The organism is Amycolatopsis sp. PS_44_ISF1, from assembly GCF_032335455.1.
Classification (GTDB): domain Bacteria; phylum Actinomycetota; class Actinomycetes; order Mycobacteriales; family Pseudonocardiaceae; genus Amycolatopsis.
Genome location: NZ_JANUXO010000002.1, coordinates 723,932 through 744,229 on the forward strand (window position 1 = coordinate 723,932; position 20,298 = coordinate 744,229).

Here is a 20,298-nt window from a genome sequence, read left to right on the forward strand (position 1 = left end):
GCTACTCCCGGTCGTCCGCGGACTTGCCGCGCCGGCCGATCAGCACGCCGCCGCCGACGAGCACGACCACCACGACGGCGCCGATCACGATCCACAGCACGGTGTCCGAGCCGCCGCCGGCGCCGCCGTCGGCGGCCCCGGCGGGCACGGCGCCGTAGACGCCCCAGTAGCCGGTCTGCTCGAGGATCGAGCCGTCGGGCTGCGGCTGCTTGGTGAAGCCGGAGAACTTGTCCGAGCGGTAGGCCTCGAGCGAGTTGTCGTAGTCGAGCACGACGTTCACGGCCTGGCTGTAGAGCCGCGCCTGGGCCTGCTTGACGTAACCCGCGCGCACGCCCGGGTCGGTCTCGGTCAGCTGCTTGGCGTACAGCGCGTCGTACTGCTGGTCGCAGAAGAAGGTGTCGGTGGTGGCGCCCTTGCCCTCGGCGTTCGGCCGCCCGGCGCAGGTGTGCAGCGCCAGCGCGTAGTCCGGGTCCGGGTTGGTGGCGTAGCCGGAGATGGCGAGGTCGTAGTTGCCGGCGTTGGTGCGGTCGTTGAGCTCTTCGTCGGAGACCAGCTCCTGCTTGACCGCGATGCCGATGTCGTGCAGCCAGCCGCTGACGTACTGGGCGGTGCGCTGGTCGAACGGCCGGTTGGCGTGGCCGGTCAGGCGCAGTTCGAGCCGGGCGCCGCCGGGGGCCACGCGGACGCCGTCGGGGCCCTTGGGGTAGCCGGCCCGGTCGAGTGCGGTGCCGGCGGCGGCGAGGTCGAACTTCACCGCCTCGGCGGGCGCCGGGTCCCAGTGGTAGGCCGCGTAGATCGGCGGGATGACGCCACCGCCGAGCTGGCCGTAGCCGCCGACCACTTTGTCCACAATGGTCCTGGGGTCGATGGCCTGGACGATCGCCTGGCGCAGCCGCAGGTCCTTGAGCACCGGGTTGCCGTTGCCGATCGGCCGGTCCTGGTTGTTCTCCACACCGAAGTTGAGGTTGATCTCGTTGTAGCGGCGGCCGGGGGCCTTGTTGGTGGCGATGTCCGGCCGGCCCCCCAGGGCGTCGAACTGGGTCGGGGTGAGCCGGTTGATCACGTCGACCTCACCCTGCTTGAGGGCGTTCACCGCGGATTCCACGTCCTTGAAGATCAGCAGCTGCAGCTCGTCGACCTTGGCCGCGCCGCGCCAGTAGTCCCGGTTGGCCTTGAACTTCAGGTACTCGTTCTGCTTGTACTCGGTGAGCTGGTAGGGCCCGTCGCTCACGCCGACCACCGGGACGTCGTCGGTCCTGGGGTCGTTGAGGTCCTTGATCGGCGCCCACACGTGCTCGGGCACGATCGGCACGTCGAGCAGGTCCACACTGGACTGCACGGTCTTGGTCCGGATCACCAGGGTGGCGTCGTCCGGGGCGGTGACGCTCGCGAAGTTCGCCACGTAGCTGCCGTTCGCGGTGCGCGCGGTCTCGTCGGTGAGCATCCGGTTGAAGGTGAACGCCGCGTCCTTCGCGGTGACCGGCTGCCCGTCGGTCCACTTCGCGTTCCGGCGGATCTTGAACGTCCAGGTCAGCTTGTCCGGCGAGGTGGTCCAGGATTCGGCCAGCGCCGGTGCGGCCTCGGCCTTCTCCGCGGACGGGATGGTGAGGAACTCGTAGATGAACCGGCCGACCTGGGTGGAGGCCGCCAGCGAGGCGGTGAACGGGTTCAGGTGGTCGATCCCGGTGGTCAGCGCCACCCGCAGCACCTTGGGCGGCGCGGGCGGCTGCGCGGCGGCCGGGCCGGCCAGCGGCAGGACCGCCACCGCGCCCGCGGTCAGGACCGCGAGGACGCGGCCCACCCCGTGTCGAACGTGCTTGAACCGCACCTGCAGACCACCCCATCGTCCCGCCCTGAGCACCCCGAAGACGAAAAGTAACCACATACCGAGGCAACTGCGCAATATGGTGCGGAGACGGTGCGTGCCCGATCGTTATGCCCCACCTCGTGCTCACGCAGGGTGAGCTCCGGCGGCCCGGGACCGGGATGGTTAGAGTGCCCGCATGCGGATCATGATCTCGGCGGACATGGAAGGCGCCACGGGGGTCACCTGGACCGACGACGTGGTGCCGGGCACCGAGCAGTGGCAGCGGTTCCGCCGCCTGTTCACCGGGGACGTCAACGCGGTGCTGGCCGGGCTGTTCGGGGCCGGGGCGAGCGACGTGCTGGTGAACGAGGCGCACTCCTCGCAGCGCAACCTGCTGCTGGAGGAGCTGGACCCGCGGGCCCGGATGCTCACCGGTCGGCACAAGCCGATGTCGATGATGCAGGGCATCGATTCCGGGGTCGAAGGCGTCGTGTTCCTGGGCTACCACGCGGGCGCGGGGTTCGACGGGGTGCTTTCGCACACCTACCTGGAGAACCAGATCACCGGGGTGTGGCTGGACGACGTGCCGGCCAGCGAGGGGCGGCTGAACGCGGCGGTGGCGGCCGAGCACGGCGTACCGGTGCTGCTGGTCAGCGGCGACGACCGGACGTGCGAGGACGCGCGGGACCACTCCCCCGGAGCCGAGCTGGTGGCGGTGAAGGAGTGCGTGAGCCGGTACGCGGCGATCTGCCTGCCCCCGGCCCGCACGGCGGAGCTGCTCGAAGCCGCTGCCGCGGAGTCGATGGCGCGCGCGGGCCGGGTGGACCGGGCGCCGGGGCGGCACCGGATCGAGGTGGAGTTCGACGCGAGCCACCTGGCCCAGGCCACGGCGGTGATCCCGACGGTGGAGCAGATCGGCACCCGCCGGGTCGGGTTCGACGCGCCGAGCATGACCGAGGCGATGAAGGCGTTCAAGGTGGTGACCGCGATCGCGGGCGGGGCGGTGCAGGGCAGTTATGGCTGACTCGACGGCCGGCTCCACTGAGGACTCCATTGGGGACTCTACTGTGGACTCCCCGGCCGACGTGGTGGCGGTGTGCGCGGACCTGATCCGGTTCGACACGACCAACCGCGGCGGCGGCGACGCGGAGGGCGAGCGGGACGCGGCGGAGTACGTCGCGGAGTTCCTGGGGCGGCACGGGGTGGCGGCCGAGATCGTGGAGGCGGCGCCGGGCCGGGCCACCGTGCTCGCGCGGATCCCCGGCACCGACCCGCGGTTGCCGGGGCTGCTGGTGCAGGGGCACCTGGACGTGGTGCCGGCCGACGCGGCGGACTGGTCGGTGCCGCCGTTCTCCGGCGAGGTGCGCGACGGGTTCCTGTGGGGCCGTGGCGCGGTGGACATGAAGGACTTCTGCGCGATGGTGCTCACGGCCGTCGCGTCGGGGCTGCGGCCGCGCCGGGATCTGGTGCTGGCGTTCGTGGCCGACGAGGAGGACCGGGGTGATTTCGGGGCGCACTGGCTGGTGGAGACCCATCCGGAGTACTTCGAGGGCTGCGTGGCCGCGATCAGCGAGTCCGGCGGCTACACCTGCCACGTGCCGGCGGCCGACGGCCGGGCCGTGCGGCTGTACCCGGTCGGGACGGCCGAGCGCGGCACGGCGCACCTGCGGCTGACCGCGCGGGGCCGCGCCGGGCACGGGTCCCGGCCGAACGACGAGAACGCGGTGACGATGCTGGCCGGGGCGGTGCAGCGGATCGCCGCGCACCGGTGGCCGGTGCGGCTGACGCCCGCGGTGCGCGCGTTCCTGGAGCGGACCGGCGCGGCGCTGGGGGTGCCGGTGGAGCTGTCTTCGGGCGAGGCGGTGGACGCGACGGTGGCGCGGCTGGGCCCGGCGGGCTCGCTGGTGGTGCCGACGCTGCGCAACAGCACCACGCCGACCATGCTGTCGGCCGGGTACAAGGTGAACGTGATCCCGTCGACGGCGACCGCGCAGGTTGACGTGCGGGTGCTGCCGGGCGCGGAGGAGGAGCTGTTCGCGGAGCTCGACGGGCTGCTCGGCCCGGGGGTGGGGCGGGAGTTCGTGGCGCACCAGCCGCCGGTGCAGGCGCCGGTGGACTCGCCGTGGTTCGACGCGATGGCGGCCGCGCTCCAGGCCGAGGACCCGGGCGCGGTGGTGGTGCCGTACTGCCTGGGCGGCGGGACGGACGCGAAGGCGTTTTCCAAGCTGGGCCTGGCTTGTTACGGCTTCGCCCCGCTGTGGCTGCCGCCGGGCTTCCCCTACCGCACCCTGGCGCACGGCGTCGACGAGCGCGTGCCGGTGGAGGGGCTGCGGTTCGGCACCCGGGTGCTGAACCGGTTCCTGGAGTCCTGCTGATCCCCGAGTCCTGCTGATCCCCTGACCGCGGCCGCGGTCAGGGGCGCCAGGCCCCGGGCAGATTCCGGGGGTGGGTGCGGATCAGCTCGGCTTCGAGCACGGACCGGCGTCCGGCGGCGGTTTCGGCGTCGGGCAGGCCGAGGCGCTCGGCGATCCGTTCCCAGGACCAGCCCTGGCGGCGGGCCCCGGCGATGAACGCCGGTTCGGACTGGTCCACGACGCGGCGGCTGGTCGCGACTTCGCGGCCCCAGGCTTCGAGCCCGTCCTCGGGGACGTCGTGCTGCCGGTGGGCGACGGCGAGCAGGGCGGAGAGCGGGTTCGCGGCGGGCAGCGCCGGGGCCTGCTCCGCGAGCCACCGGTCGATGACCGGGTTGCCGTCCATCTCAGGCCTCCCGGGTGAGCTCGGCCCACCAGCGCCGGCCGTCGCGGACGCGGTCGAGGCGGGTGAGGGTGACACCGTCGCGGGCGAAGGACTCGACTTCGGCGCGGGTGAGCGGCCAGGGCGGTCCTTCGCGTTCGTCCGGGGCCGGGCTTTCCTCGACCACCGCGCCGACCAGGGCGAGCCCGTCGGGGGCGAGGAAGCCCGAGACCGAGCCGATCGCGGTGGCGCGGACGGTCCGGGGCAGGGACTGCACGGTGAGGATCTCGACGACCAGGTCGAAGGCGTGACGCCACTCGGCCGGCGGGTCGAGCAGGTCGGCGGTGCGGTAGGCGACGCGGGTGTCCGGGAAGCGGTCGAGCACGGCCTTGATCGCGCTGGGCGAGACGTCGAACGCCTCGGTGTCGTAGCCGGTTTCGGCGAGCAGCTCGGCGTCGTCGCCCATGCCGCAGCCGACCACGAGCGCGCGCCGGCCTTCGCCGGGGTGGTCGCGGGCCCAGGCGGCCAGCTCGGGGCACGGCTCCCCGCGGTACCAGGGCAGCACGGCGTCCCCGGCCTCCGCCGCGGCGTACAGCGGCTCGAACCAGCCGGTGGGGTCGCCGGCGGCCAGCGCGTGCCCGGCCCGTCGGCGGGTGTCTTCGTCGGGGTCGATCCGGTCTGCGGGCATGGTTCCCTTATACCGGGGCGCCGGGCGGGTGTCCGGCCCGGGCGCGGCCATGCTGCCGAAACGGCATCCGGCGCGGCCGGACGCCGGAGCCGGGTCACCTCCGGCGTTGTCTGTTTCGGGCCAGGTTGTCCGCCGGGTCTTGACATCGATGTCAGCCCCGGGTTTCGCTAGCCGCGCCCCCGCCGTGATGTCCCCTGTGCGCGGGCGTGTGCAGAACGTCCCGACGAGCTGGGAGCAACGATGCCCCGAAGCGCCAGACCCGTCCACGCCGTGCTGGTCGCGGTGGTGGCGGCGGCCGGACTGGCCGCCCTGCCGGTCACCGCGGCCACCGCCGAGACGGCCGCCCCACCCGACTTCTCCTCGTCGTTCGAGCCGAGCGACCCGCAACCGACGTGGCAGGACACCGTGGACACCGACGCGGCCGGCCAGCCGCGCACGTCCGGGGTGAACGGGGCGAACGGCACCGCGATCCCGGGTGACATCCGCGGCAAGGTCACCGAGGTGACCGCGAGCAGTGAGAACACCGACGGCGGCGAGGTCGCGGCCAACCTGGTCGACGGCACCACCGACACCAAGTGGCTGTCGTGGGACCCGGCGGCGTGGGCGCAGGTCACGCTGTCGGAGCCGACTTCGATCACGCACTACGCGATCAGCTCGGCCAACGACTTCCCCGGCCGCGACCCGCAGGACTGGACGCTGCAGGGCTCCGACGACGCCCAGGCGTGGACCGACCTGGACCGCCAGTCCGGGCAGAGCTTCCCGAACCGGCTGCAGCAGAAGGACTACAAGCTGGCGGCGGCGAGCAAGGCGTTCAAGTACTACCGGCTCGACGTCACCCGTGACCACGGGGACACCGCGCTGCAGCTCTCGGAGCTGCTGCTGGCCAACGACGACCCGGCCCCGCCGCCGCTGCCGAACATGCGCAGCTTCGTCGACTCCGGGCCGACCGGCGGGTACACGAACAAGAACCGGGTGGGCTTCACCGGCAAGAAGGCGTTCCGCTACTCCGGCAGCCAGACCGTCGCCGGGCACGGGTGGTCCTACAACAAGGTGTTCGACGTGAACATCCCGGTGGTGCCTTCCACCGAGCTGTCGTACAAGGTGCAGCCGCAGTTCGTCACCGGGGACCTGAAGTACCCGAGCACGAACGTCGCGATCGACCTGGCCTTCACCGACGGCACCTACCTCAGCTCGCTCGGTGCGAAGGACCAGTACGGGTTCCCGCTCTCACCGCAGGGGCAGGGCGCGAGCAAGGTGCTCTACGCCAACCAGTGGAACCTGGTGCGCTCGGCGATCGGGACGGTCGCCCAGGGCAAGACCATCGCCCGGATCCTGGTGGGCTACGACAACCCGAACGGACCGGGCACGTTCCAGGGCTGGCTGGACGACGTGAAGGTCTCGGCCACGCCGACGCCGCCGGCCAGCACCCGCCCGAGCGACAACGTGCTGACCACCCGCGGGACGCTCGCGAACAGCACGTTCTCACGGGGCAACAACTTCCCGGCCACCGCGGTGCCGCACGGCTTCAACTTCTGGACGCCGGTGACCGACGCCGGTTCGGCGAGCTGGCTGTACAACTACCACTCGCAGAACAACAGCGACAACCTCCCGGCGCTGCAGGCGTTCAGCGTGAGCCACGAGCCGAGCCCGTGGATGGGTGACCGGCAGAGCTTCCAGGTGATGCCCTCGGCGGCGGCCGGGGTGCCGGACGCCAACCGCGACGCGCGGGCGCTGGCGTTCAAGCACGACGACGAGATCGCGCGGGCGCACTACTACGGGGTGACGTTCCAGAACGGGATCAAGACCGAGATCGCGCCGACCGACCACGCGGCGGTCATGCGGTTCTCCTTCCCCGGCGCCGACTCCAGCCTGATCTTCGACAACGTCACCAACTCCGGCGGCCTCACCCTCGACCCGGCCGCGGGCACCCTGAGCGGGTACACCGACGCCAAGAGCGGTCTTTCGGCGGGGGCGGGGCGGATGTTCGTCTACGCCACCTTCGACAAGCCGGTGACCGCCGGGGCGAAGCTGACCGGGCAGGGCCGGGACAACGTCACCGGGTACCTGCGGTTCGCCGCCGGCGCGGACAAGACCGTGACGATGCGGATCGCGACCTCGCTGCTGAGCGTGGAGCAGGCGAAGAAGAACCTGGCGATGGAGGCCGGGCCGGGCGTGTCGTTCGACGCCGCGCGCGACTCCGCGCAGCGGGCCTGGGACAAGCAGCTCGGCGTGATCGAGGTGCAGGGCGCGTCGAAGGACCAGCTGGAGACGCTGTACTCGAACCTCTACCGGCTGTTCCTCTACCCGAACGAGGGATTCGAGAACACCGGCACCGCCGACAAGCCGGTGTACAAGTACGCCAGCCCCGTGTCGCCGAAGGCGGGCGCGGACACCGCGACGCAGACCGGTTCGAAGGTCGTCGACGGCCAGACGTATGTGAACAACGGGTTCTGGGACACCTACCGCACCACCTGGCCGGCGTACTCGCTGCTCTCGCCGGACATGGCCGGGAAGATGGTCGACGGCTTCGTGCAGCAGTACCGCGACGCCGGGTGGATCGCGCGCTGGTCCTCCCCCGGTTACGCCGACCTGATGACCGGCACCAGCTCCGACGTCGCCTTCGCCGACGCCTACCTCAAGGGCGTGACGAACTTCGACGTGAAGTCGGCCTACGACGCGGCGCTGAAGAACGCCACCGTGACGCCGCCGAACTCGGCGGTCGGGCGCAAGGGCCTGGACCAGTCGATCTTCCTCGGCTACACGCCGAACTCGACCGGTGAGGGCTTCTCGTGGGCGATGGAGGGCTACGTCAACGACTTCGGCATCGCGAACCTGTCGAAGAAGCTGTACGACCAGGCCCCGGCCACCGACCCGCGCAAGGCGGAGTACCAGGAGAACTACCAGTACTTCACCAGCCGCGCGCAGCAGTACGTGAACCTGTTCGACCCCAGTGTCGGGTTCTTCCAGGGCAAGGACGCGAACGGCAAGTTCACCAAGTCCAAGGCCGACTACGACCCGCGGGTGTGGGGCGGGGACTACACCGAGACCGACGGCTGGAACATGGCCTTCACCGTGCCGCAGGACGGCCGGGGCCTGGCCGACCTCTACGGCGGCCAGGCCAAGCTGGCGGACAAGCTGGACCAGTTCTTCGCCGATCAGGAGACCGCGGGCTACCCCGGCTCCTACGGCGGGGTGATCCACGAGATGCGGGAGGCGCGCGACGTGCGGATGGGCCAGTACGGCCACTCCAACCAGCCTTCGCACCACCTGCTCTACATGTACGACTACGCGGGCCAGCCGTCGAAGACGCAGGCCAAGGTGCGTGAGGCGCTTTCGCGGCTCTACACCGGCAGCGAGCTGGGCCAGGGTTACGCGGGCGACGAGGACAACGGCGAGATGTCCGCGTGGTACGTCTTCGGCGCGCTGGGCTTCTACCCGTTGCAGATGGGCAGCCCGAACTACGCCATCGGGTCGCCGCTGTTCACCAAGGCGACCGTGCACCTGCCCGGCGGCGACCTGGTGATCAACGCGCCGAAGAACAACGCGAAGAACGTCTACGTGCAGGGCCTGAAGGTCAACGGCAAGACCTACACCTCGACGTCCCTGCCGCAGGACCTGCTGGCCCACGGCGGCACGCTGGACTTCGACCTGGGCCCGAACCCGTCGGCGTGGGGCACCGGCCCGAACGACGCGCCGAAGTCGATCACCACGGGCGACACCGCACCGACGCCGCTGCACGACGAAACCGGCCCGGGGCGGGGCACCCTGTCCACTTCGGACGGTTCGGACGCCAAGGCGCTGGTGGACAACACTTCCGCCACCGAGGCGAAGGTGACCGGCGCGGTGCAGTACCAGCTCGGCTCCTCGGACGAGGCGGTCACGCACTACACGCTGACCTCGGGCAAGGGCGCCGGCGACCCGAAGAGCTGGGTGCTGAAGGGCTCCTACGACGGGAAGAACTGGGCGGTGGCCGACCAGCAGACCGGCCAGGCGTTCCCGTGGCGGCAGCAGACCCGCGCGTTCGCGGTGAAGAACCCGGCGCACTACGCCTACTACCGGCTGGAGGTCACCGCGACCACGGGCGGGACGGCGTCGCTGGCCGAGTTCGAGCTGCTGGGCCGTCCCGACGCGTCGTGCACGAAGACGCTGACGGGCGCGCAGAAGGGCCCGCTGGTGGTGTCGAGCGGCACGGTGTGCCTCGACGGCGCGACGGTGTCCGGCCCGGTCACGGTGGCCAACGGCGCTTCGCTGGTGGTCCGCGGCGGCTCGATCGCGGGCCCGCTGGCCGCAACCGGTGCGGCGCAGGTGGTGCTGAACCGCACGAAGATCGCGGGCCCGGTGGCCATCACCGGCACCACGGGTGCGGTGTCGATCGAGCTGACCGGCATCGGCGGACCGGCGACGCTGGTGGGCAACCACGGCCCGGTGCTGGCGAGCAGCACCGTGGGCGGCCCGCTGGCCTGCACGGGCAACACCCCGCCGCCGTCGGACCACACCCTCGCGAACACCGTCCGCGGCCCGGCCGCCGGGCAGTGCGCGAAGCTGTAGGCGGGTGACACGATGGTGGCTCCCTCCCCGGCCGGGGAGAGGGCCACCATCGTTTCCGGGCCCGGTGTTCTCCGGTCAGCGAGGTACGCGGCCCATCAGCGCGACCAGCCGGTCCGGTGCGGACGCGGTGGCGGGCACCTCGACCGGCGGGGCGAGGATGCCGGGGGTCGTGGACGACTCGACGATGGGGCCGACCACCCGCACGAGCACCTCGGCGAGATCGTCTTCGATCGGCTGCGGGGCGCCGATGCCCATCGCGAGGTCCCACGCGTGCACGGCGAGGTCCCCGGTCATCTGCCAGCAGTAGAGGGAGGCGTCGACCTCGCCGAACGACAGCCGCACCCGGCCCTCGATCGTGCCTTCGTGAGTCCACGCTTCGCGCGCGGCTTTCGCGGACTCCTCCCACGCGCGAACCGGGTCTTCGCCCAGCACGCCGCCGTCGTAGCGGTCGCCGACCTCGGCGAGGGTGGCCCCGCCGAGCAGGTGGGGCGCCCACCGCTGCTCGGCGACGAGGTGGTTGACCAGGTCCCGCACCGTCCATTCGGTGCACGGGGTGGGGTTGTCCCACTGGTCCGCGCCGACCGAGTGCACGGTCCGGTCGAACTCGGCCAGGGCCTGGCGGTGAAGATCGAGTACGTCCATGGCACCGATCCTGCCCGAAACCCGGGTGCGACGACTGCCCCGCCCGACCCCGCCCGGCCCCGGGCGCCACGCGGGCCTCGGACCACCGGGTCCGCGGACGGCCGAGCCACTACCGTGAACGCGTGACGAGCACCGGGTTCTCCTCCTCTTTCGAAGCCGGTGAACCCCAGCCGGTCGACGCGGGGCTGCGGGTGGGCCGCGGGCCGGACCGCTCGCCGACCGCGAAGACCGGCGTCGGGTTCACCGGCTCGCACGCGCTGCGGTACGGGCGCGCGGGCCGGGCCGTGCTGTTCGAAGTGGACGTCGCGGTCACCGCCCACAGCGCCCTGTCCTACCTGGTCTTCCCGGTCGGCGAGCGGCCGGTGCCGACCCACCACGCCACGTTCGTCACCCTCGACCTGGAATTCGGCGACGGCACCGCGGCCGGGTTCTCCGCGGCCACGCCGGGCCGGGGCAAGACCCTGCTGACCGACCAGTGGAACCTGGTCCGCCACCCGCTCGGACAGTTCGCCGGGCGCCGGATCCGGCGGATCGTGCTGGTCACCGAGCCGCCCGGCGGCCAGGTCGTGGACGGCTGGCTCGACGACGTCCGCATCGCCGAGCACCACCGCCCCGAACGGGACCCGGTCGACCACGTCCGCACCACCCGCGGCACCCACTCCAGCGGCGCGTTCTCCCGCGGCAACACCTTCCCCGCCGCCGCCGTGCCGCACGGGTTCAACTTCTGGACCCCGGTCACCGACGCCCGCGCCCTGGACTGGCTCTACTCCTACCACCGGCACAACGACGAGCGGAACTTCCCGCGGCTGCAGGCGTTCGCGCTCAGCCACCAGCCGAGCCCGTGGATGGGCGACCGGCACACCTTCCAGCTCATGCCCGGCACCGGACCGGTCGAGCCGCACCCGGCCCGGCGCGCGCTGGCCTTCTCCCACGAGGACGAGACCGACCGGCCGCACCACTACGGCGTCCGTTTCGCGGACGGGATCACCGCCGACCTCGCGCCCAGCGAGCACGCCGCGATCTTCCGGTTCACCTTCCCCGAAGGCCGCGGCTGGGTGCTGTTCGACAACGCCCGCAACCGCGGCGGGGTCCGGGTGCACCCGGACACCGGGGTGGTCACCGGGCACACCTGGGTGCGCAGCGGCCTGTCCACCGGGGCGCGGCGGATGTTCGTCTACGCCCAGGCCGACACCCCGGCCCGCTCGGGCGGGCGCGTCCGGCGACCGCTGTGGCGCACCGTCACCGGGCAGCTGAGCTTCGAGGCGCCCGTGGTCACCCTCCGGATCGCCACCTCGCTGATCAGCCTCGCCCAGGCCCGGCGCAACCTGGAGCAGGAGATCCCGGCCGGCACCACCTTCGAGCAGGTCCGCGACCGCGCCCGGGAACGCTGGCAGGAACTGCTCGGCCGGGTCGAGATCGAAGGCGCCACCGAGGACCAGCGGACCACCTTCTACTCCTGCCTCTACCGCCTGTTCCTCTACCCGAACACCGCCCACGAACGCACCCCCGAGGGCATCCGCCACGCCAGCCCCGTGCGCCGCGGCCACCGCCCGAGCACCCGCCGCCGCACCGGCGCCCGGATCACCGACGGCGAGCTGTACGTCAACAACGGGTTCTGGGACACCTACCGCACCACCTGGCCCGCGTACGCGCTGCTCACCCCCGAACGCTGCGGCCGGATGATCGACGGCTTCGTCCAGCAGTACCGCGAAGGCGGCTGGATCGCCCGCTGGTCCTCCCCCGGCTACGCCGACCTGATGACCGGCACCAGCTCCGACGTCGCCTTCGCCGACGCCTACCTCAAGGGCGTCCGCAACTTCGACGTCGAATCCGCCTACGACGCGGCGCTCAAGAACGCCACCGTCGCCCCGCCCCGAGCCGGGGTCGGCCGCAAGGGCCTGCACCGCTCACCCTTCCTCGGCTACACCCCGTCCTCGGTGCGCGAAGGACTGTCCTGGGCGCTGGAGGGCTGCGTCAACGACTTCGGCCTCGCCAACCTCTCCGACGCCCTCGCCCGCGAAAGCGAAGGCCCGCGCGCCCGCCGCTTCGCCGACAACGCCGCGTACCTGCGCCAACGCGCCCAGCACTACGTCCACCACTTCGACCCGCGCGTCGGCTTCTTCCAGGGCCGCACCCTCGACGGCGACTACCGCGTCCCGCCCGAGCGTTTCGACCCGCGCGCCTGGGGCGGCGACTTCGTCGAGACCAACGCCTGGAACACCGCGTTCTCCGTACCCCACGACGGCCCCGGCCTCGCCGCCCTCCACGGCGGACCCGCCGGGCTCGAAGCCAAGCTCGACGAGTTCTTCCGCACTCCCGAAACGGGCCGCGAAACCGGCGCCTACGCCCGTCCCATCCACGAGATGACCGAAGCCCGCGACGTGCGGATGGGCCAGTACGGCCACTCCAACCAGCCCTCGCACCACATCCCGTTCGTCTACGCCTACGCCGGCGCCCCCGCGAAACTGCAGCGCACCGTCCGCGAGGTGCTGCGCCGGCTCTACCTCGGCAGCGAACTCGGCCAGGGCTACCCGGGGGACGAGGACAACGGCGAGATGTCGGCCTGGTATGTCTTCTGCGCACTCGGCCTCTACCCGCTGGCCGTCGGCACCCCGCGGTACGTGCTCGGCACACCCCTGTTCCGGACCGCGACCCTGCACCTGGAGAACGGGAAGGACCTGGTCATCCGAGCCCCCGAAGCCACGACCGACACCCCGTACGTGCGCGGCCTCACCATCGACGGCGTCCCGCACCACTCACCCACCATCGCGCACGCCGTGCTCACCCGCGGCGCCGTGCTGGAGTTCGACGTGAGCGCCGAACCCGGCGCCTGGGGCACCCACCCCGTCACCGCGGTCCCGCCCGCCCCGCTCACCGACCTGCGCGGCACCGTCCACAGCCCAGACGGACCCGCCGGCGCCCTGGCCGACGACACCAGCCGCACCGAAACCACCTTCGCCACCCGCACCCCGACCGTGGAGTTCTCCGTCGACGGCACCCCCCGCGAAGTCACCCTGTACACCCTCACCTCCGGCGCCCGGGCCGGCGACGCCCGCGACTGGGTCCTCGAAGGCTCCACCGACGGAAACCACTGGACCGTGCTCGACGAACGCACCGGCGAACTGTTCCGCTGGCGCCGCCAGACCCGCCCGTTCACCCTGGCCGCCCCGGCGGCGTACCCGCGCTACCGCCTGCGCGTCACCGGCTCGACCCACCGCCGGGTCACCCTCGCCCAGTGGGAGCTGCTCGCCCGATGATCGCCGACCTCCGCAACGCCGCCCTCGACCGGCTGGCGGCCGCCGACCCCGGCTTCATCCGGCTGCGGCTGGCCGGCTCCGCCGTGCTCGGCATCATCGTCGCCATCCTGGCCCTGCAGCCGCTGCACTACCCGCTCACCACCAGCCTGGTCGCCGCGATCGCCGCGATGATGAGCGCGTTCACCGTCAACGACCCGACCAGCGGCGGCCAGGCCGTCACCCTCGGCCTCGGCGCGCTGGTCGGCGCCTGCTCCATCACCCTGGCCAGCATCGGCGCCGCGTACCCGCCGCTGGACAGCGTCATCTTCGTGCTGCTGATCTTCATCGCCGTCTACATCCAGCGCTTCGGCCCCCGCGGCACCGCGCTCGGCTCGATGACCTTCTTCCTGTTCTTCTTCCCCATGTTCCTGCAGGCCCACCTCAAACAGGTCCCGCAACTGCTCATCGCCATGCTGATCGGCATCGCCGCCAACGCACTGGTCCGGTTCGTGCTGCTGCGCCGCAACGCCGACAGCGAGTTCATCCGCATCCGCCGCGCTTTCCGCGCCCGGGTCGCCGCCGCCGTCCGCGCCACCGAAGCCCACATCACCGCGGCCGGCGGGGACCGCGCCGAACGCCAGATCCGCACCGCGCTCGCCCGGCTCCACGAATCCGTGCTCCTGATCGAGGACAACGCACCCGACGTCGTCGACGCCCGCAAAGCCGACCAGCTCCGCCGCCGCGCCATCGAAGTCGAACTCGCCGTCCAGTGGCTCACCATCACCGTGCAGCGCACCTGCTCGGAAAGCCTCCAGGCCGGAGTCGCCCAGGACCTGCTCGCCCGGCTCGCGAAATTCCGCTCCCTGATGGAACGCGACCCCCGCGAACTGCCCCTGATCAGCGAAACCGGCGAATACAGCCGCCTGCTCGTGGAAGGCAGCCGCATCGGCGCCACCGCCAAACCCGGCGACGGGGTCCGCCGCGCCATCGCCGAACTCGCCGTCGCCGACGACCGCGCCCAGCGGGCCGCCGCCGACGGGCCCGGCGTCGACTTCACCCTCGACGAAAACGGCACCGAAGACCACGAGCCCACCCGCGCGTTCGCCTACGACAACCAGACCCGCAGCGCCATCCAGGCCGTGGTCGGCGGCGGGCTCGCCGTCCTCACCGGACAGCTCATCTCCCACCAGCGCTGGTACTGGGCCGTGCTCACCGTGTTCGTGGTCTTCATCGGCACCTCCAGCGCCGGCGCCCGGTTCGTCAAAGGCGTCCGCCGCACCGGCGGCACCATGATCGGCATCGTCGGCGGGGTGGTGCTCGCCCTGCTCGTCAGCGGCGACACCGCCGCCATCCTGGCGCTGATCCTGGTCTGCGTCTTCGGCATGGTCTACATGTCGCGGGTCTCCCAGTTCCTCATGGCGTTCTTCGTCACCAGCATGCTCGGCCTGCTCTACAGCCTGCTGGGCACCTTCAGCATCGAAGTGCTCTGGATCCGCGTCGCCGAAACCGCCGTCGGCGCCGCCTCCGGGCTGCTCGCCGCGCTCGTGATCGTCCCCGTCCGCACCCGCTCGGTGATGCTCGAGGACATCGCCGTCGTGCTCGACGAACTGCACGAATTCCTCGAATCCGCCGAACGCCTGCTCTCCGGCCGCGACAACGTCAACATCATCGAGATGTCCCGCGACCTCGACCGCGCCGTCGAACAGGTCCGCCAGACCATCGAACCCCTCACCCACCCCATCAACCTCCGCAGCGCCCGCCGCGACTACGGCTGGCACGTGCTCACCACCCTCGAAGGCATCGCCTTCCGCGCCCGCCACGTCGCCGCCCGCGCCCAGCCCGGCCAGCTCGACGGCCCGGTCGCCGAACGCCTCGACCGGTTCACCGGCCGCATCCTCGCCAACGTCGATGTCATCGGCGCCGCCGTCCGCCACCCCAACACCACCCCGGCGGGCAGACTCGTCCGCGACGACGGCACCCCGGTCGCCGACCGCATCGACGACGCCGAGACCCGCGCCGTGCTCTCCAGCCTCAGCCACCTCGACGAAGGCCTGATCGCCCTCGGCCGGGTCTTCGCCGTCGACGCGGCCAGCCCCGGACCGCAGTAGCCGGCTCCAAGATCGGAAAGCTCCGCCGTTCCGGTTGTGCGAAAAGGAATTTCCTGGCTATCCCGGACGCCCGCTAGCGTCGGATCCATGGAGTGGAGCTTCCTTTCCGCCGAACACCTCGCCACCGCTCTGCGTCGCGGCGAAGTGACCTCGGCGCACCTGACCGACGAGGCAATCACCCGCATCGAGCGCGAAGACGCAGTGGTCAACGCCATCTGCGTACCCGACTTCGACCGCGCGCGGGCCGCCGCACAGGAAGCCGACCACGCCCGCGCCCGGGGCGAAGACCGGCCACTGCTCGGAATCCCGGTGACCGTCAAGGAGTCCTACGACATCGCCGGACTACCCACCACCTGGGGCCTGCCCCACCACCGCGACCACCGCCCGGCCGAGGACGCGCTGCCGGTGGCCCGGCTCAAGGCCGCGGGCGCGATCGTGCTCGGCAAGACCAACGTGCCGACCGGACTCCAAGGGCTCCAGAGCTTCAACGACCTCTACGGCACCACCACCAATCCCTGGGACCACACCCGCACCCCGGGCGGCTCCTCCGGCGGATCGGCCGCCGCCCTGGCGTGCGGCTTCGGCGCCCTGTCCCTCGGCTCCGACCTCGCCGGCTCGCTGCGCACCCCCGCGCACTTCTGCGGCGTCCACGCGCACAAACCCACCCTCGGGCTGGTACCCGGCCGCGGGATGACCCCGCCGGACACCCCCGCCTGGCCCACCGAACCCGACCTCGCCGTCGTCGGGCCCATGGCCCGCACCGCCCGCGACCTCACCCTCCTGCTCGACGTCCTGGCCGGCCCGGACCCGCTGACCCTCGGCCTCGCCTACCACCTGCGACTCCCACCCGCCCGGCACCAGCGACTCCAGGACTTCCGGGTCCTCGTCATCGACGAACACCCGCTCCTGCCGACCGGCGCCGCCGTACGCGCGGCCGTGCACCGGGTAGCCGACGCCCTGACCGACGGCGGCGCCCGCGTCGCCTGGCACAGCCCCCACCTGCCCGACCTGACCGACGCCGCACGGGTCTACACCCAAATGCTGATCGCGGGCTCCCGCGCGCGCTTCCCCACCGAATCACCCGAGCGGCTGCGAGCCCGCATCGCCGCCCTCGACGCCGACGACCAGACCCTCGACGCCATACGGCAACGCGCCATGGTGCCCAGCCACCACGACTGGCTGGACGCGAACGACCGCCGCGAACTCCACCGCCACGGCTGGCGCCGGCTCTTCACCGAGTTCGACGCCGTGGCCTGCCCGATCACCCCGACCCCCGCCTTCCCCCACGACCACCACCCCGACCTGCTGGCCCGGCGCATCGACATCGACGGCACCGACCACCCGGACCTCGACCAGGTCGTCTGGGCCGGCCTCGCCACCCTGCCCGGACTGCCCGCCACCGCCATCCCCGCGGGCCGCTCCCCCGAAGGCCTGCCGGTCGGCGTCCAGCTCATCGGCCCGCTCTTCGAAGACCGCACCCCCCTGCGGCTGGCCGAACTGCTCGAACCCCGGACCGGCGGCTTCCAGGCCCCGGACAGTGACTGGACGCACCCGAACCGCCGCGGCCGGGGAGGCTAGCATCCAGGTACAAGCCAAAGTCGTCTCAAGCTGGAGAACCCGCTATGACCCAAGCCCCTGTCAACGTCACCGTCACCGGTGCGGCCGGCCAGATCGGCTACGCGCTGCTCTTCCGCATCGCGTCCGGCCAGCTCCTCGGCCCGGACACCCCGGTGAAACTGCGGCTCCTCGAGATCCCGCAGGCGGTCAAGGCGGCTGAGGGCACCGCGATGGAACTCGACGACGGCGCCTTCGGCCTCCTGTCCGGCATCGACATCTTCGACGACCCCCGGCAGGCCTTCTCCGGCGCCAACATCGCCCTGCTCGTGGGCGCCCGCCCGCGCAGCAAGGGCATGGAGCGCGGCGACCTGCTCGAAGCCAACGGCGGCATCTTCAAGCCCCAGGGCGAAGCCATCAACGCCGGCGCGGCCGACGACATCCGCGTGCTCGTCGTGGGCAACCCGGCCAACACCAACGCCCTCATCGCCCAGGCCCACGCCCCCGACGTGCCCGCCGACCGCTTCACCGCGATGACCCGCCTCGACCACAACCGCGCCCTCGCGCAGCTGTCGAAGCGCCTCGACGTGCCCGTCACCGACCTCAAGAAGGTCGCCATCTGGGGCAACCACTCCGCCACCCAGTACCCGTCGATCGCGCACGCCGAGGTCGCCGGCAAGAGCGCCGTCGAGGCCGTCAACGACCAGGCCTGGCTCGCCGACACCTTCATCCCCACCGTCGCCAAGCGCGGCGCGGCGATCATCGAGGCCCGCGGACTGTCCTCGGCCGCCTCCGCCGCCTCCGCCGCCATCGACCACGTCCACACCTGGGTCACCGGCACCCCCGAGGGCGACTGGACCTCCGCGGGCGTCGTCTCCGACGGCTCCTACGGCGTCCCGGAGGGCCTCATCTCCTCCTTCCCGGTCACCGCCAAGGGCGGCAAGTACGAGATCGTCCAGGGCCTGGAGATCGACGAGTTCTCCCGCACCCGCATCGACGCCTCCGTCGCGGAGCTCGCCGAAGAGCGCGACGCGGTGAAGAAGCTCGGCCTCATCTGAGCCCGATCCCACTCACAGGAAGGCCGCCCGGAACCGTTCCGGGCGGCCTTCCTGCGTCACCGGAGCGAATCGGGAAGGACCCCGCTGAGCGCGAGCGTGAACGAGGAGCCGGCCCGGCTACCTCCGGGGGACCTCGGCGGCGTGGGCGGGGGCATAACGCTCGCCCGCCACCCGGTCGCCCAGCGGGTCCAGCACGGCCAGCGCCTCGGCGTCCAAGGTCAGCTCCAACGCGGCCGCGTTCTGCTCCAGCCGGGCCGGGCTGCGGGTGCCCGGGATGGCCGCCACCCCCACCCCCAGCCGCTCGGCCTGGGCGTACACCCAGGCCAGCGCCACCTGGGCCGGGGTGGCGCCCAGCCGGCCGGCCACCGCCCGCACGGTCTGCGCGATCTCCTCGTTGGCCTGGCCCGCCTCACCGGAGAAGCGGGGGTTGGTGCGCCGGAAGTCCTTCTCGCCCAGCGTGGAACGGTCCAGGGCGCCGGTCAGGAACCCCCGCCCCAGCGGCGAGTACGGCACCAGCCCCACCCCCAGCTCGGCCATCACCGGGGTGACCGCCTCGACGTCGCGGGTCCACAGCGAGTACTCGCTCTGCACCGCGGTGATCGGGTGCACCGCGTGCGCCCGGCGCAGCAGCTCGCCGTCGACCTCGGACAGGCCCAGATGACGGACCTTGCCCGCCGCGACCAGCTCGGCCATCGCCCCGACGGTCTCCTCGATCTCCACGTCCTGCGGCGGGCGGTGCGCGTAGTACAGGTCGATCACCTCGACGCCCAGCCGCAGCAACGACGCGTCGCAAGCGCGCAGCACGTAGTCCCGGGCCCCGCGAATGCGGCGGGCCCGGTCACCGGCGCTGCGGTCGATGCCGAACTTGGTGGCCAGCTGCACCGCCTCCCGGCGGCCGTGGACGGCCCGGCCCACCAGCACCTCGTTGTGCCCGGTGCCGTAGGCGTCGGCGGTGTCCAGGAAGGTGACGCCCAGCTCCAGCGCCCGGCCGATGGTGGCCAGCCCACCGTCCCAGTCGGCGGCCCCGTAGTTCTCGCTCATCCCCATGCACCCCAGGCCCATCGCGCTGACGGTGAGACCGGGCGAGCCGAGTGTGGTTCGGGTGATCATGTGCGGACGCTCCTCCGGCCCGGCCGGGCCCTGCTTCGACGGTTGACGATCACCTCCGAAACTAGGTTCTGGAGCGCACTCCAGGTCAAGCCTTGCTTTTTCATTGCTGGTTTCGTATTTTTCCGCAGATTTTTTCATTTCACACCTGAGCAGTATAGGGCGTTATACACCTGAAGAGGTGCACAGTAAGCAGAAGAAGATGACTCCGGTGCGCCGCCGGATGTGGAACACATCGTCCACTTACCCCGCCAGACTGGGGCCCGATTCCAGCGCCCCACTCCCGGCGGAAGCAGGACGATGCCCACGCAACCCCTGCGAGCCGACGCACGCGAGAACCGGGCCCGGGTGCTCGAAGCGGCCCGTGAGATGTTCTCCCGGCGCGGGATCGACGTGCCGATGAGCACGATCGCGCGCCACGCCGGGGTGGGCGTGGCCACCCTGTACCGGCGGTTCCCCACGCCGTCGGCCGCGGCTTCACCGAGGCATTCCTCACCGCTTTTCCGGACGCGGTCGAGTTCGACCGCGTCCGCCGCCGGCCCGAGGAAGGCTTCGCCGAGCTCGTGCGGCGCGCCCAGGCTTCGGGTCGGCTGCGCACGGACTTCCACCCCAGCGACCTGACCGTGGTCCTGCTGGCCAACTGCGGCGTCACCACCGGGACGGACCCGGCCACCGCACTGGCCACCTCCCGCCGGCTCGTGGCCCACCTGCTGCGCGCCTTCGGCACCGGCTCCTGCGCCGACGTCCCGGTGCTACCCCCTCCGGCGCCGGTGTCGCTGGACCGGCGGCCCGGCTGACCCGCCGGCCGTCCCGGGTC

14 protein-coding genes are annotated in these 20,298 nt (G+C 72.0%); 9 read left to right on the forward strand and 5 right to left on the reverse strand.

Features of this window, described 5'->3' with window-relative positions; all coding sequences use genetic code 11:
• Position 1: 1 nt before the first annotated feature.
• The gene (locus NYF13_RS18105; RefSeq protein WP_396287612.1) at positions 2-1,885 is read right to left on the reverse strand and encodes an ABC transporter substrate-binding protein; all 1,884 of its coding nucleotides are present in this window, start codon (positions 1,883-1,885) and stop codon (positions 2-4) included.
• A gap of 118 nt (positions 1,886-2,003) precedes the next feature.
• Between NYF13_RS18105 and NYF13_RS18110 the strand changes: the two genes are divergently transcribed.
• A complete protein-coding gene (locus tag NYF13_RS18110) occupies positions 2,004-2,831 on the forward strand; it encodes a M55 family metallopeptidase (protein ID WP_315658277.1) in 828 nt (275 codons plus the stop codon).
• Positions 2,824-4,182 carry a M20/M25/M40 family metallo-hydrolase gene (locus NYF13_RS18115; protein ID WP_396287613.1) on the forward strand — a complete coding sequence of 453 codons (1,359 nt, stop codon included), beginning with the start codon at positions 2,824-2,826 and terminating at the stop codon, positions 4,180-4,182. The genes NYF13_RS18110 and NYF13_RS18115 overlap by 8 nt, the downstream gene beginning before the upstream one ends.
• A gap of 37 nt (positions 4,183-4,219) precedes the next feature.
• On the opposite strand, the gene NYF13_RS18120 is transcribed toward NYF13_RS18115, so the two are convergent.
• Together NYF13_RS18120 and NYF13_RS18125 are read right to left on the reverse strand one after the other, a co-directional pair.
• Complete coding sequence (locus NYF13_RS18120) at positions 4,220-4,564, reverse strand: hypothetical protein (RefSeq protein WP_315658278.1); 345 nt, start codon at positions 4,562-4,564, stop codon at positions 4,220-4,222.
• A 1-nt stretch (position 4,565) separates the two neighbouring features.
• Positions 4,566-5,228, reverse strand: a complete 663-nt coding sequence (locus NYF13_RS18125) for a class I SAM-dependent methyltransferase (protein WP_315658279.1) — start codon at positions 5,226-5,228, stop codon at positions 4,566-4,568.
• 240 nt (positions 5,229-5,468) lie between these two features.
• Between NYF13_RS18125 and NYF13_RS18130 the strand changes: the two genes are divergently transcribed.
• Positions 5,469-9,776, forward strand: coding sequence for a GH92 family glycosyl hydrolase (locus tag NYF13_RS18130; protein ID WP_315658280.1), 4,308 nt, complete (start codon positions 5,469-5,471; stop codon positions 9,774-9,776).
• A 75-nt stretch (positions 9,777-9,851) separates the two neighbouring features.
• On the opposite strand, the gene NYF13_RS18135 is transcribed toward NYF13_RS18130, so the two are convergent.
• Complete coding sequence (locus tag NYF13_RS18135) at positions 9,852-10,418, reverse strand: TIGR03086 family metal-binding protein (protein WP_315658282.1); 567 nt, start codon at positions 10,416-10,418, stop codon at positions 9,852-9,854.
• Positions 10,419-10,540: 122 nt separating this feature from the next.
• Between NYF13_RS18135 and NYF13_RS18140 the strand changes: the two genes are divergently transcribed.
• From NYF13_RS18140 to NYF13_RS18155, 4 genes are all read left to right on the forward strand, one after another.
• The gene (locus NYF13_RS18140) at positions 10,541-13,675 is read left to right on the forward strand and encodes a GH92 family glycosyl hydrolase (protein ID WP_315658283.1); all 3,135 of its coding nucleotides are present in this window, start codon (positions 10,541-10,543) and stop codon (positions 13,673-13,675) included.
• The gene (locus tag NYF13_RS18145) at positions 13,672-15,762 is read left to right on the forward strand and encodes an FUSC family protein (RefSeq protein WP_315658284.1); all 2,091 of its coding nucleotides are present in this window, start codon (positions 13,672-13,674) and stop codon (positions 15,760-15,762) included. Before NYF13_RS18140 ends, NYF13_RS18145 begins: the two co-directional genes overlap by 4 nt.
• 87 nt (positions 15,763-15,849) lie before the next feature.
• Positions 15,850-17,340 (forward strand): amidase, encoded by a 1,491-nt coding sequence (locus NYF13_RS18150; RefSeq protein WP_315658285.1) that lies wholly within the window; start codon positions 15,850-15,852, stop codon positions 17,338-17,340.
• Between the two features lie 44 nt (positions 17,341-17,384).
• Positions 17,385-18,374 (forward strand): malate dehydrogenase, encoded by a 990-nt coding sequence (locus NYF13_RS18155; protein WP_315658286.1) that lies wholly within the window; start codon positions 17,385-17,387, stop codon positions 18,372-18,374.
• Positions 18,375-18,491: 117 nt separating this feature from the next.
• On the opposite strand, the gene NYF13_RS18160 is transcribed toward NYF13_RS18155, so the two are convergent.
• Positions 18,492-19,484, reverse strand: coding sequence for an aldo/keto reductase (locus tag NYF13_RS18160; protein WP_315658288.1), 993 nt, complete (start codon positions 19,482-19,484; stop codon positions 18,492-18,494).
• A gap of 396 nt (positions 19,485-19,880) precedes the next feature.
• Between NYF13_RS18160 and NYF13_RS18165 the strand changes: the two genes are divergently transcribed.
• Both NYF13_RS18165 and NYF13_RS18170 read left to right on the forward strand, forming a co-directional pair.
• The gene (locus NYF13_RS18165) at positions 19,881-20,102 is read left to right on the forward strand and encodes a hypothetical protein (protein WP_315660358.1); all 222 of its coding nucleotides are present in this window, start codon (positions 19,881-19,883) and stop codon (positions 20,100-20,102) included.
• The gene (locus NYF13_RS18170) at positions 20,045-20,278 is read left to right on the forward strand and encodes a hypothetical protein (protein ID WP_315660446.1); all 234 of its coding nucleotides are present in this window, start codon (positions 20,045-20,047) and stop codon (positions 20,276-20,278) included. The genes NYF13_RS18165 and NYF13_RS18170 overlap by 58 nt, the downstream gene beginning before the upstream one ends.
• Positions 20,279-20,298 lie beyond the last annotated feature (20 nt).